The organism is Variovorax sp. FW301-JW7, from assembly GCF_058788795.1.
This window is the reverse complement of sequence record NZ_JBYTBC010000002.1, coordinates 482,314-495,236: the sequence shown is the minus strand read 5'-3', so window position 1 is coordinate 495,236 and position 12,923 is coordinate 482,314. Positions and strand designations below refer to the sequence as shown.

At 67.1% G+C, this 12,923-nt stretch carries 14 protein-coding genes; 10 read left to right on the top strand and 4 right to left on the bottom strand.

Annotation, left to right across the window (positions count from 1 at the left end; genetic code table 11):
* Positions 1-178 precede the first annotated feature (178 nt).
* From AC3WQM_RS07325 to AC3WQM_RS07290, 8 genes are read left to right on the top strand one after another with little or no spacing between them, the layout of a single operon-like run.
* On the top strand, positions 179-1,129 hold the full coding sequence (locus AC3WQM_RS07325) for an ABC transporter permease (RefSeq protein WP_070061679.1): 951 nt from the start codon (positions 179-181) through the stop codon (positions 1,127-1,129).
* On the top strand, positions 1,126-2,010 hold the full coding sequence (locus AC3WQM_RS07320) for an ABC transporter permease (protein WP_159274476.1): 885 nt from the start codon (positions 1,126-1,128) through the stop codon (positions 2,008-2,010). Before AC3WQM_RS07325 ends, AC3WQM_RS07320 begins: the two co-directional genes overlap by 4 nt.
* Positions 2,011-2,016: 6 nt before the next feature.
* On the top strand, positions 2,017-3,009 hold the full coding sequence (locus AC3WQM_RS07315) for an ABC transporter ATP-binding protein (RefSeq protein WP_070061677.1): 993 nt from the start codon (positions 2,017-2,019) through the stop codon (positions 3,007-3,009).
* Positions 3,006-3,833 (top strand): ATP-binding cassette domain-containing protein, encoded by an 828-nt coding sequence (locus tag AC3WQM_RS07310; protein ID WP_492677588.1) that lies wholly within the window; start codon positions 3,006-3,008, stop codon positions 3,831-3,833. The genes AC3WQM_RS07315 and AC3WQM_RS07310 overlap by 4 nt, the downstream gene beginning before the upstream one ends.
* Positions 3,834-3,885: 52 nt before the next feature.
* Complete coding sequence (locus tag AC3WQM_RS07305; protein WP_492677586.1) at positions 3,886-5,379, top strand: ABC transporter substrate-binding protein; 1,494 nt, start codon at positions 3,886-3,888, stop codon at positions 5,377-5,379.
* Positions 5,380-5,386: 7 nt separating this feature from the next.
* Positions 5,387-6,787, top strand: coding sequence for an amidase (locus AC3WQM_RS07300; RefSeq protein WP_492677584.1), 1,401 nt, complete (start codon positions 5,387-5,389; stop codon positions 6,785-6,787).
* Positions 6,788-6,822: 35 nt separating this feature from the next.
* Positions 6,823-8,271, top strand: coding sequence for an aldehyde dehydrogenase family protein (locus AC3WQM_RS07295; protein WP_492677582.1), 1,449 nt, complete (start codon positions 6,823-6,825; stop codon positions 8,269-8,271).
* 9 nt (positions 8,272-8,280) lie between these two features.
* A complete protein-coding gene (locus AC3WQM_RS07290; protein ID WP_492677580.1) occupies positions 8,281-9,171 on the top strand; it encodes an NAD(P)-dependent oxidoreductase in 891 nt (296 codons plus the stop codon).
* Positions 9,172-9,224: 53 nt separating this feature from the next.
* On the opposite strand, the gene AC3WQM_RS07285 is transcribed toward AC3WQM_RS07290, so the two are convergent.
* The 4 genes from AC3WQM_RS07285 to AC3WQM_RS07270 form a co-directional block, all read right to left on the bottom strand.
* Positions 9,225-9,620: a hypothetical protein gene (locus AC3WQM_RS07285; protein ID WP_139702724.1), complete on the bottom strand. Its 396-nt coding sequence runs from the start codon at positions 9,618-9,620 to the stop codon at positions 9,225-9,227.
* A gap of 528 nt (positions 9,621-10,148) precedes the next feature.
* Complete coding sequence (gene pyrF / locus AC3WQM_RS07280) at positions 10,149-10,874, bottom strand: orotidine-5'-phosphate decarboxylase (RefSeq protein WP_492677578.1); 726 nt, start codon at positions 10,872-10,874, stop codon at positions 10,149-10,151.
* Positions 10,875-10,900: 26 nt separating this feature from the next.
* The gene (locus tag AC3WQM_RS07275; protein ID WP_492677576.1) at positions 10,901-11,227 is read right to left on the bottom strand and encodes an EthD family reductase; all 327 of its coding nucleotides are present in this window, start codon (positions 11,225-11,227) and stop codon (positions 10,901-10,903) included.
* Between the two features lie 60 nt (positions 11,228-11,287).
* On the bottom strand, positions 11,288-11,830 hold the full coding sequence (locus AC3WQM_RS07270) for a carboxymuconolactone decarboxylase family protein (protein WP_492677574.1): 543 nt from the start codon (positions 11,828-11,830) through the stop codon (positions 11,288-11,290).
* A gap of 58 nt (positions 11,831-11,888) precedes the next feature.
* On the opposite strand from AC3WQM_RS07270, the gene AC3WQM_RS07265 reads away from it, so the two are divergent.
* Positions 11,889-12,212: a winged helix-turn-helix transcriptional regulator gene (locus AC3WQM_RS07265; protein WP_492677572.1), complete on the top strand. Its 324-nt coding sequence runs from the start codon at positions 11,889-11,891 to the stop codon at positions 12,210-12,212.
* 199 nt (positions 12,213-12,411) lie between these two features.
* Positions 12,412-12,825 (top strand): hypothetical protein, encoded by a 414-nt coding sequence (locus tag AC3WQM_RS07260; protein WP_492677570.1) that lies wholly within the window; start codon positions 12,412-12,414, stop codon positions 12,823-12,825.
* Positions 12,826-12,923 lie beyond the last annotated feature (98 nt).

The window sequence follows — 12,923 nt, the reverse complement described above, 5'->3', positions numbered from 1 at the left end:
GCGAAACGCGCTGCGCACACCCGCAGCGTGCCCCCGTGCTCAGGGCACTGGGTGCTTCCCGCAGCGAAACCAAGGAGGAGGGGCGAAAGCCCGCAGGCCGGGGGACATTCGCGGAGGGAAGTACCCGGTGGCCTGGGCACACGCCCTGAACAGCGACAAACAACGGAGCCACTGAACCATGGGCCTGTTCCTGCTCAAGCGCACCTTGACGCTCATCGGCACGCTGATCGGCGCGTCCGTCATCGTGTTCCTGGTGCTCGAAATTCTCCCCGGCAATGCCGCGCAGATGCTCATGGGCCCCGACGCCTCGCCCGACGCCGTCGCCGCCCTGGCCACCAAGCTCGGCCTGGACCAGCCCGCCTGGACGCGCTACTGGCACTGGATCGGTGGCCTGCTCACTGGCAACCTGGGTGACAGCTATGCCTACAGCTCGCCCGTCATCGACCTGATCCTCGAGCGCCTCGCCCTCACCGTGCCGCTGGCCGTGATGGCCATGGCCCTCACCGTCGTCATCGCCCTGCTCGTAGGCGTGACGGCTGCCGCACGCCACAACAAGCTCGGCGACGTCGGCCTCATGGGCATGGCCCAGGTCGGCATCGCCATCCCCAACTTCTGGTTCGCGATCCTGCTGATCCTCGTGTTCTCGGTGCAGCTGCAGTGGTTCTCTGCCGGCGGCTTCGAAGGCTGGGGCGAAGGCATCTTCGCGGGATTGAAATCGCTGCTGCTGCCGGCGCTGTCGCTCGCAGTGGTGCAAGCCGCGATCCTTGCGCGCATCACACGCTCGGCCGTGCTCGAGGTGATGCGCGAAGACTTCGTGCGCACGGCGCGCGCCAAGGGCGTGTCGCAGCGCATGGTGCTGTGGACCCACGTGCTGCGCAACGCGATGATCCCCGTCATCACCGTCATGGGCATGCAGTTCTCCGAGCTGCTGGCCGGCACCATCGTGGTGGAGAACGTGTTCTACCTGCCGGGCCTGGGCCGCCTGATCTTCCAGGCCATCAGCAACCGCGACCTGATCGTGGTGCGCAACTGCGTGATGCTGCTCGCGGCCATGGTGGTCATCGTGAACTTCGTGGTCGACGTGCTCTATGCCGTCATCGACCCGCGCATCAAGGCGAGCGACATATGAGCGCCATCCTCTCCCCTTCCGTGCCCGCATCCGCCGCGCCCCTCGCGCCCGGCTTCTGGCGCCGCGCGGTCAAGCACCGCAGCTTCGTCATCGGCGGCGTGTTCGCGCTGCTGCTGTTGCTGGCGGCACTGATCTCCTTCGTCTGGACGCCCTGGTCGCCCTACGCGATGGACATGGCGAACAAGATGCAGGGTCCTTCGGCCACGCACTGGCTCGGCACCGATGCCTTCGGGCGCGACGTGGCTTCGCTGCTGCTGGTGGGCGCACGCGCCTCCATCCTCGTGGGCGTGATTGCCGTCGGCATCGGCCTCGTGGTCGGCACGGCGCTGGGCTTGCTGGCTGCAGCCCGACGCGGCTGGGTCGAGGAAGCGGTGATGCGCCTGTCGGACTTCACGCTCGCCTTCCCCGCCATCCTCTCCGCGATCATGATGACCGCCGTGTTCGGTGCCGGCATCGTCAACGCCATCATCGCGATCGGCATCTACAACATCCCGACGTTTGCACGCATCACGCGCGCTTCGGCCAACGCGATCTGGTCGCGCGAGTACGTGGCCGCCGCACGCGCCTGCGGCAAGGGATCGTTCGCGATCACGATGCAGCACGTGCTGCCCAACATCTCGGCCGTGCTGATCGTGCAGATCACCATCCGCTTCGCCATCGCGATCCTGGCCGAGGCTGCGCTGTCGTACCTCGGCCTCGGCACGCAGCCACCGCAACCGTCATGGGGCCGCATGCTCAGCGAAGCCCAGACCCTCATGTTCCAGCAGCCGCTGCTCGCGGTGTTCCCCGGCATGGCCATCGCCTTCGCGGTGCTCGGCCTGAACCTGCTGGGCGACGGTCTGCGCGACCTGCTCGATCCGCGCCTGGCCCGCGCAAGGTAGACCGCCATGCCCCTTCTCGAAGTCAACGACCTCCACATCGGCCTGCAGACGCAACGCGGGCCGGCCGAAGCCGTGCGCGGCATTTCCTTCTCGCTGGAGCGCGGCGAAACGCTGGGCATCGTCGGCGAGTCGGGCTGCGGCAAGTCGATCACCGTGATGTCGCTCATGGGCCTGCTGCCGTCCACCGCCAAGGTCACCGGCAGCATCAAGCTCGACGGACAGGAACTCGTCGGCCTGCCCGAGAAGCAGATGTGCCAGCTGCGCGGCAACCGCATCGGCATGATCTTCCAGGAGCCGATGACGGCGCTGAACCCCGTGCACACCATCGCGCGCCAGGTCGGCGAGCCGCTGATGCTGCACCGCGGCCTCACCAAGGCGCAGGCGCGCAAGGAAGCGCTCGACCTGCTCGACCGCGTCGGCATTCCTGACGCTGCCTCGCGCCTCGACGCCTACCCGCACCAGTTCTCCGGCGGGCAACGCCAGCGCATCGGCATCGCGATGGCATTGGCCTGTGGCCCCGACCTGCTGATCGCCGACGAGCCCACCACCGCGCTCGACGTGACGATCCAGAAGCAGGTGCTCGACCTGATCCAGGGCCTGGTCGCCGAAATGGGCATGGCGCTGATCCTCATCTCGCACGACCTCGGCGTGATCGCCAGCAGCGTGCAGCGCATGCTCGTGATGTACGGCGGCAGCGCCGTGGAAAGCGGCCCGACCGAGACGGTCTTTGCCGACCGCGCCCACCCCTACACGCGCGGCCTGTTCGCGGCGCGCCCCGCGCTCGGCGCCGTGCGCGCGGGCCGGCTGCCCACCATCCGCGGCAGCGTGCCCGAGCTGGTCGACATTCCGCGCGGCTGCGGCTTCGCGGGCCGCTGCGACTTCACGACCGACGCCTGCCACACCACGAAACCGCCGGTGGCCCGCCAACCCAACGGCCATGCGGTGAGCTGCCTGCACCTAGACGCCGTCGCCGCGCACGCCACGCTGGCCGCCGCATGAGCACCCCGATGACTTCGACGTCTTCCTCTTCGACCCCGCTGCTGCAGGTGACCGACCTCGTCCGGCACTACGCCCTGCCGCGCGAAAAGCTTTTCGGCCCGCCGCCCACCGTGAAGGCGCTCAACGGCGTGAGCTTCAGCGTGCAGGCCGGCAAGAGCGTGGGTATCGTCGGCGAATCGGGTTCGGGCAAGTCGACCATCGCGCGCCTCGTGATGGCGCTGGACACGCCCACCTCGGGCAGCGTCGCGCTCGAAGGCCGCAACCTGCACGCGCTCTCGAAGGCCGAGCTGCGCACCGCGCGGCGCGACTTCCAGATGGTGTTCCAAGACCCGTATGGCTCGCTCGACCCGCGCCAGACCGTCGCACGCATCGTCGCCGAGCCGCTCGAGGCGCTCGCCGAAACGCGCCGCGCCGAGCAGCGCGAACGCGCTGCCGAAGCACTCGCCGCCGTCGGCCTGCGCACCACCGACCTCGACAAGTACCCGCACGAGTTCTCCGGCGGCCAACGCCAGCGCATCGCCATCGCGCGCGCACTCATCACGCGGCCCAAGCTCATCGTCGCCGACGAGCCCGTGAGCGCGCTCGACGTGTCCGTGCAGGCCCAGGTGCTCAACCTCATGCAGGACCTGCAGCAGCAGTTCGGCATCAGCTACCTGCTCATCAGCCACGACCTCGCCGTGGTCAACCACCTGTGCGACGAGGTGTGCGTGGTGTTCAAGGGCCAGATCGTGGAACGCGGCCAGCCCGCCGAACTTTTTGCCCACGCGCAACACCCATACACACGCACCTTGCTGTCGGCCGTGCTGCACACGCCATCGCGGTAGGCCCGAACGGGTCGAACCGGCAGCCCCTTTTTTCTTCCAGGAGAACCCCCGAATGTTGAAGCGACGCACCCTCATGGGCACCGCCATCGCCGCCGCGATCCCCGGCGCCTTCCCGCTGTTCGCGCAGGCCCAGACCGGCAAGAACATGCTGACCATCGGCATGCCGCTGGAACCGCCGGGCCTGGACCCGACCACCGCCGCCGCCTCGGCCATCGCCGAGATCGCGCACTACAACATCTTCGAGACGCTGACCAAGATCAACGCCGACGGCAGCGTCACGCCGCTCCTGGCCGAAAGCTGGACCGTGTCGCCCGACCTGAAGACCCACACCTTCAAGCTGCGCAAAGGCGTGAAGTTCGAGAACGGCGAGGCCTTCGACGCGGCCACCGTCAAGTTCAGCTTCGAGCGCGCGGCCGGCGAGAAGAGCACCAACAAGGACAAGCGCTTCTTCAGCGAGATCAGCCTGAAGACGCCCGACGCCGACACGGTGGTCATCACCACCGCGCAGCCCAACCCCGACCTGCTCTTCATGCTCGGCCAGGCCACCGCCTGCATCGTCGAGCCCAAGAGCGCCGACACCAACGCCACCAAGCCCGTGGGCACCGGCCCCTACAAGCTCGACAGCTGGCAGCGCGGCTCGGCCTGTTCGCTGGTGAAGTCGCCGACGTACCGCAACCCGGCGCTGGCCAAGGTCAACAAGTTCGTCTTCAAGTTCATGTCCGACTCGGCCGCGCAGACCGCGGCGCTGATGGCCGGCGACATCGACATCTTCCCGCGCGCCGGCACGCGCAGCGTGGGCCAGTTCCGCGCCAACCCGCGCTTCCGTGTGCTCGAAGTGGGCACGCGCAGCAAGGTGATCCTGGCGATCAACAACAAGCGCAAGCCGCTGGACGACGTGCGCGTGCGCCGCGCCATCCTGGCCGCGGTGGACCGCAACGTGGTGATCCAGGGCGCGGCCGACGGCTTCGGCAAGGCCATCGGCAGCCACTACCCGATCGGCGCGCCGGGCTATGTCGACACCACCGGCATCAACCCCTTCGACATCGCCAAGGCGAAGAAGCTGCTGGCCGACGCGGGCGTGAAGACGCCGCTCGAACTGCGCATGACGCTGCCGCCGCCTTCGTACGCGCGCCAGGGCGGCGAGGTGATCGCAGCCCAGCTCGCGGCCATCGGCATCCACGTGAAGATCCAGAACGTCGAATGGGCCCAGTGGCTCAGCGGCACCTTCGGCGGCGGGCACGACTTCGACCTGAGCATCGTCGCGCACGTGGAGCCCTTCGACCTCGTGAAGTACACCGAGCCCGACTACTACTGGGGCTACGACTCGAAGAAGTTCCGCGACCTGTACGCCTCGGTGCAGAGCGAGCCCGACGAGAAGAAGCGCAACGCGCTGCTCGGCGAGGCGCAGAAGATGCTCGCGAACGACGCCGTCAACGGCTTCCTGTTCCAGGCCGTGTTCCCCACGGTCGCGCGCAAGGAAGTGAAGGGCCTGTGGCCGAACATGCCGATCGTCGCGAACGACCTGGCTGCCATCTCGTGGGGTTGATGCGGCGATGACGAAGCCTCTTTACGCCCTGGGCGTGCAGGAACTGCACGCCGCCTACGCCACCAAGGAACTCTCGCCGGTCGAGGTGACCCGCGCGGTCAACGAGCGCATCGCGGCCTGCGAGCCGCAGCTGCGCGCCACCTGGCTGTTCCGCCCCGAAGCCGCGCTCGAACAAGCGCGCGCTTCCGAAGCGCGCTGGCGCGCCGGCACGCCGCGCGGCACGCTCGACGGCGTGCCCGTGACCATCAAGGAAAACCTCGCGACCGAGGGCGACCCGATGCCGCTGGGCACCGCCGCCTACGAGCTCGTGCCGGTGACCTACGACTCGCCGCCCGCCGCGCGCCTGAAGGCCGACGGCACGGTGATGGTGGCCAAGACCACGATGCCCGACCTGGGCATGCTGTCGTCGGGCCTGTCGAGCTTTCACGACCTTTCGCGCAACCCCTGGGACACCTCGCGCACGCCGGGCGGTTCCAGCGCGGGCGCCGGCGCGGCTGCTGCGGCTGGCTACGGCCCGCTGCACGTGGGCACCGACATCGGCGGCTCGCTGCGCCTACCGGCGAGCTGGTGCGGCATCTTCACGCTCAAGCCCAGCTTCGGCCGCATTCCGCTGAGCTCGCCCTACATGGGCCGCTGCGCCGGCCCGATGACGCGCACCGTGGCCGATGCGGCGCTGATGATGGCTTCGGTCGCGCAGCCCGACGACCGCGACTATTCGGAACTGCCGCCGCCCGCGATCGACTGGAACGCCTTCGAGGTCGATCCGTCGTTCCTCAAGGGCAAGCGCGTGGCGCTGCACATGGACGCGGGCTGCGGCCTGCCGCTCGATCCGCAGATCGCGCAAGCCGTGCGCGATGCCGCCAAACGCATCGAGGCGGCCGGTGCGCACGTCGAGGAAATCCCGGCCTTCATGACGCCGCAGATGCTGCAGGGCATGGACCATTTCTGGCGCATGCGCTCATGCCTGGACATGCAGGCCATGAGCGCCGAGCAGCGCGCGAAGATCCTGCCGTACATCCGCGAATGGGCCGAAAGCGCGGCCGATTTCTCGGGCGCGCACGTCTTCGACGGCTACAGCCAGTTCGTCGCCACGCGCGCGGCCACGGTCGCCGCCACCAAGGCCTACGACTTCGTGATCTCGCCGGTGTCGCCCAACATGCCCGCGCCCGCGGACCATGCCTCGCCCACCAACGACCCGATGCGGCCGCTGGAACACATCGGCTTCACGGTGCCCTACAACATGTCGGAGCAGCCGGCCGCGTCGGTCAACTGCGGCTACTCGGCCGAAGGCCTGCCCATCGGCCTGCAGGTGGCCGGCCGCCGCTTCGACGACCTGGGCGTGCTGCAGTTCAGCCGCGCCTTCGAACAGATTCGCGACGCACAGAAACCCTGGCCGGAACCCATCTGATCCGACCTGATCCGCCGCACGGAGACACACCTTCCATGAACGCCACCCACTACATCGACGGCCGCCGCGCGGCGTCCGAAGGCAATGCCACCATCGACGTGATCGACCCGAGCGACGGCCAGAAATTCGGCGAGATCGCGCGCGGCACCGCGGCCGACATCGACGCCGCCGTGCGCGCCGCGCGCCAGGCCATGGGCGAGCATTTCGACGGCCCTTGGGGCGCCACCACCGCGCTCGAACGCGGCCGGCTGCTCGCCAAGCTCGGCGCCGCCGTGATGCAGCACCACGAAGAGCTGGCCCAGCTCGAGGCGCGCGACACCGGCAAGGCGCTGCGCGTGGCGCGCAACGACGCGACCGCGCTGGCGCGCTACTTCGAGTACTACGCCGGCGCCTGCGACAAGCTGCACGGCGACACCCTGCCCTACGAGCGCGGCTACACCGTGCTCACGGTGCGCATTCCGCACGGCGTGACGGGCCACATCATTCCCTGGAACTACCCGATGCAGATCGCGGGCCGCAGCGTGGGCGCCTCGCTCGCCGCGGGCAACGCCTGCGTGGTGAAGCCGGCGGAAGACGCGAGCCTGTCGCTGCTGCGCCTGGCCGAGATCGCCACCGAGGTCGGCTTTCCGGCCGGTGCGCTCAACGTGGTGACGGGCTACGGCAAGGAAGCCGGCGCGGCGCTGTGCGCGCACCCGGGCATCGACCACATCTCGTTCACCGGCTCGACCATGACCGGTCGCAGCGTGGGCCTGGCCGCGGCCGAGCGCCACTGCCCGGTGACGCTGGAGCTGGGCGGCAAGTCGCCGCAGATCGTGTTCGCCGATGCCGACCTCGACGCGGCCGAGCCCGTGCTGCTCAACGCCATCATCCAGAACGCCGGCCAGACCTGCTCGGCGGGCAGCCGCGTGCTGGTCGAGCAGTCGATCTATGAAGAAGTCGTGCAGCGCCTCGCCAAGCGCTTCACGGCCGTGCGCGCGGGCACGCCCGCCGAAGACCTGGACATGGGCCCGCTCATCAACGAGAAGCAGTTCCGCCAGGTGCGCGACATGGTCGCGACCGCCGAGGCGAGCGGCATGAAGGTGGCGGCGCGCGGCACCGTGTCGCCGCAGGCACCGTCCACCGGCTACTACCAGGAAGCCGTGCTGTTCCGCGACGTGCCGCATGACAGCGACCTGGCCCAGCGCGAAGTCTTCGGCCCGGTGCTGGCCGTGATGCCCTTCGCCGACGAGGCCGAGGCGGTGCGCCTGGCCAACGGCACGGACTTCGGCCTGGTGGCCGGCGTGTGGACGCGCGACGGCGGGCGCCAGCTGCGCATGGCGCACAAGCTGCATTGCGGCCAGGTGTTCGTGAACAATTACGGGGCGGCGGGTGGTGTAGAACTGCCCTTCGGCGGCGTGAAATCGAGTGGCTTCGGCCGCGAGAAGGGCTTCGAGGCCCTGCTCGGCTTCACGACCCTCAAGACCATCGCCATCAAGCACGGATGAAGACAACCCATGACCACCACTGAACAACAAACCCCGCGCAAAGTCGGCCTCATCGGCGTCGGCCTCATGGGCCACGGCATCGCCAGCAACATCGTCAAGCACGGCCACCAGCTCACGGTGCTGGAGCACGCGGGCAATCAGCCGATCGACGACCTGCTGAAGGCCGGCGCCACCTCGGTGAAAGACGTGGCCACGCTGGCCGCCGGGGTCGATGTGCTGATCCTGTGCGTCACCGGCACGCCGCAGGTCGAGGCCGTGATGCTGGGCGACAACGGCGCGCTGAGCACGCTGCGCCCCGGCACCGTGGTGATCGACTGCTCCACCGCCGTGCCCGCCTCCACCGCCAAGGTGGCGCAGGCCGTGCACGCCAAGGGCGGCCTCTTCCTCGACACGCCGATGACCCGCACCGCCAAGGAGGCCGCCGAAGGCCGCCTGAACCTGCTGGTGGGCGGCGACGCCGAGGTGCTGGCCTCGTGCCTGCCGCTGCTGCGCTGCTTTGCCGAGAACGTCACGCACGTCGGCGATGTGGGCGCGGGCCATGCGATGAAGCTGCTGCACAATTTCGTGTCGCTGGGCACCGTGGCGTTGCTGTGCGAAGCCGCAGCCTGCGCGCAACGCGCCGGCGTGAAGCCCGAGGTGTTCGTCGACGTGCTCGCCAAGGGCGGCGGCAACGGCGTGGCGCTGGAACGCCTCAAGCCCAAGCTGCTGACGGGCAGCACCGATTCGCTGAAGTTCTCGATGGCGAATGCGAAGAAGGACCTGGGGTACTACAACGACATGGCGGAGCAGTCGTCTTCGAGCCATGGCATTGCGCAGGCTGTCGATGCCTTGCTGGCGCACGGGGTCGAAACCTTCGGGCCGGATCGCATGGTGCTGGACCTGGTCGAAGCGCTGCGCTGAAATTCTTCGGGGCGCGTGCGAAGCGCTGAGCTGAACCGCCCCATCCCGCGCCATCACTCGAACCGTATCTCAGCCACGGTCGGCGCATTCGGCTCCCTGGTGGTGGCATTCGCAAGGGCGCCGTCCTTTTCGTTCCTGAACCAGTAGCGACACCCGGTTCGAGAAATCATCGTCACGCACATCGAGCCGTCGGCGTTGAGAACCCACTTGCCCGACGCCTTGCCGGGCCCGCTCTGGTTGACAAAGTCGACGCGGCCATCCGCATGGAACTGCCAGCGCGAGACCATGCCGGTCGAGAGATTGCTTGAAACGATGGGCTTGCCGATCAAGGTGCTCTCGACCTCGGCTTTACTCAGGAACACGCGGCCCCGGATGGGCAGGGGCTCCTCGGAGATGGCGGGCACGACGGCGATGCAAAGCAGCGCGCGGATGGCGTAGCGGGTGAACATGACATGCCCCTCTGACGTCACGCAATCGGCATGCGTTCAGCCGTGCGCGTGCGTCCAAGCGCCTGGTTGGCCTGTCAGCAACGCCCGATGGCGTTACATGGCATTAACTAAAAAGCGCTACTTTTCTGCGCGCCAGATCCGGCCGGCGTACGCGAACGAGGCCTGCTTCTTCCTGCGCGCCACAGCCACGCCAGGAGGCGTTGGCCCAAGATCGAGACGAGGAAGGCGGCGTTCTTTTTCTGCGACGACACGGCTTGTGCTCCGATGGCCCCTCGGCAAGGTGGCCGGAGGGCGTTGTGGGGTGGCCTGCGCCAACTCCGTGGCAACGGCGCCGACGACGGCGAAAGAGCACTGTGAAGGCAACTGTGCAGTTGCTTGTATGGCGCTGTGTCGTGGGTACCGCGCTTTTAAACGGCCTGTTGATTTCCGCGCAGGCGTGACCCACGTCGAGGGTCGCATCGACAGGGTTGGCGCTGGGCAACCGTCGATCACTTTGCGCGACCGCCAGTTCAAGGCAGCCTGACCGCTTCAGCGTTGCTGGATGGCGGTCGCCAGCTCAGCGCGCACAGCAGCGAACACGGCAGCAGGATGGGGGGCACGCGATATGGGGCGGCCGATGACCACGTGCGTCGCGCCAGCCCCGATGGCCTGCGAGGGCGTCGCAGCCCGCGCGTGGTCATTCCTTTCATCGCCTGGAAGCTGCGTGCCTGGCGTCACGATCAAGGCATCGGGCGGCAGGATCTCGCGAAGCAGCCTCACCTCCAATGGCGACGACACAACGCCATGGCAACCGGCCGCAGCGGCCAGGCGGCCCAGCCGTGCGACCTGCTCTGGAACCGTCGAGGCGACGCCCACTTCTTCCAGATCCTGGTCGCTCATGCTGGTGATGACGGTGAGCGCCAGAACCTTCAGTTGAGGGAACGGGCTCGCGGCCTCGACCGCCGAGCGAAGCACGGCGGAACCGCCTGAGGCGTGCACAGTCACCATCGACGCACCCAGGTGTCCGGCTGCGGTGACCGCACCCGCCACCGAGCTTGGAATTTCCAGCAGCTTGAGGTCCAGGAAAACGCGCTTCCCTGCCTCTACGAGCTCGCGGACGACCGAAGGTCCGGCCGCCGTCAGCAGCTGCAGGCCGACCTTGTAGTGCGTGGTCGCTGCGCCCAGCTGCTTCACGAGGTCCGCCGCCAATGCGGCGGCAGGGAAGTCGAGCGAAACGATGATGCGGCTGTCCGTACCCATTGATTTGTTCTCCATGCCGACGCCCCGTGCTCGAAGGAAACTCAGGCCTCCGAACGCTCCACGACCACCTCACTGATCTGCACCATGGGTTGAATGTCCGTGTAGTTGGCAATGTCGCCCCGGATCTCCTCCTGGTGCGGGGCAGAGGCTGCCCGGTAGGCTTCGACAGAAGTGCAGACGAAGTCGCACTTGGCGATGTACGCAGGGTCGGTGCCCACACCGCGCCCGGAGATGCCCTTGTCCACCATGTAGTACAGGCACGCTGCGCCGAGCAGTCGTTTCATCATGGGCATGTGCCGCTCGCGGTAGTACGCGTGATCGAATCGCGCGCCTGCGGCGTAGGGGTACATGACACTGACCTTGATCATCGAGATTTCTCCTGTGGTTGCACGTTGGTTGGTACGCCGACAGCTCGGCCAGAAGCAGCCTCAAGCGGGGAATCGCGCACCTGACGCTTCCAGGGGCAGGCGCAGCCCGTTCGTGAGGTAGCTGACGGTGCGATAGAAGCCAGCCAGCATCAGCAGTTCGATGATGGCTTCTTCGCTGAAGTACGTTCGCAACGCGTCCCACAGCCCATCGTCGATGTCGGCGTGCGCGTGCAAGGCGTCACACAGGCGCAGAAGCACCTGATCCTCGGCCGACCAGCAGGCGTCGTTCTCCGAAGCCGTGACGGTCGCCTGAACCTGCTCCGGCGTCAGGCCGGCGAACCTTGAGAAGGCCGTGACGTGGACGCCCCATTCATATTCGGATTTGCACAATGCCGTTGTGCGATGAATCACGATTTCGCGCTGTCGGATGCTCAAGTGGCCTTTGTCCAGCAGACCGCCGGCAAAGAACTTTTGAAACAGACGCGCGTCGCGTGCCAACGTCGTGAACAGCCGCAAGGGAGGCTGTCCCTTCATCACCCTGTCGAGTGACCTGGAAATGTCTTCGCCAAATGGTGGCGTTGCGGGTTCGATGCGTGCGGGCATGCAGACTCCTGATTCAAGGGCCACGCCATCGTAGGCACGTTGCTGTATAAAGTAAAGCATGACGACACCTCGCATCGGCCAACCCGTTCGCGGCTCCACCACCGGCCGCCCCCTCATGGTCGCGCTGGACCTGCTGGGCCGGCGCACGGCGCTGCGCGTGCTCTGGGAACTTCGGGAGGTCTCGCTGACCTTCAGAGCCTTGCAAGACGCTTGCGAGACGAACACCCGGTTGCTCAACACGCGGCTCACTGAACTGAGGGAGGTCGGCCTTGTCGAACATGCCGAGGGTGGCTATCGACTGACGGACGAAGGACGGCGGCTTTCGAAGGCGCTGAAGCCGTTGTCAGCCTGGGCGGACCAGTGGGGGCATGGAAAGCGATGAGAAGGTGACTCGCGCCATGGCGTACCACCGCTGAGCATCAGCGGCGAATGGCTCCGCCTATGATCAGAAACGTTTTTGTGGAGGAGACCGTGACCGGCATATTCGCGCTGCCCAGCTTGTCTCGCAGGTCGTGCGGGACACATCGCCTCAGTCCCATGGAAGGCCTATGAGAAAAACTTTTCCTCTCTGCTCCCTCGCGTTGCTGTTCGCCCTCTCGGGTCAGGCCATTGCAGGTGCCAATACGGCGCGACTGAACTGCACGGGGACTCGCGCGGGGCATGCACTCACCTTGGTAGGTGATGTGCCCGCCTCCATGGTGGAGGTCGATTTGAAACTCTCCTACCGCGGGCAAACCATGCGCCTGGTTTCACCACAGGCAAGAACCTCCGAGTCCACTGATTTCCGTCATGGCATCTTCAGGTTGGAGGCTGCGCTGTCCGGTTCGAACAGGCTCCAGCTTCAAGCCAAGCCCAAGAGCATCAAATACAAGGGCAGCACGGGTGCCGGCAGACTCAACGCCAGCTTTGTCGCCATCCTCAAGAGTGCGCCCGAACCCTTTCAATCCGCGCTGAAAGGGGCTGAGCTCAGTTGCATCTATGCATACGAAGTTTGAGCGAGGGCCAACACGTCGTTCAACCAGGCACATAGCCGCTGCGCGTTCAACCGCGAGCGCCTCGGCGAACAGCGATGCCTGCGATGCAACGGCATCCA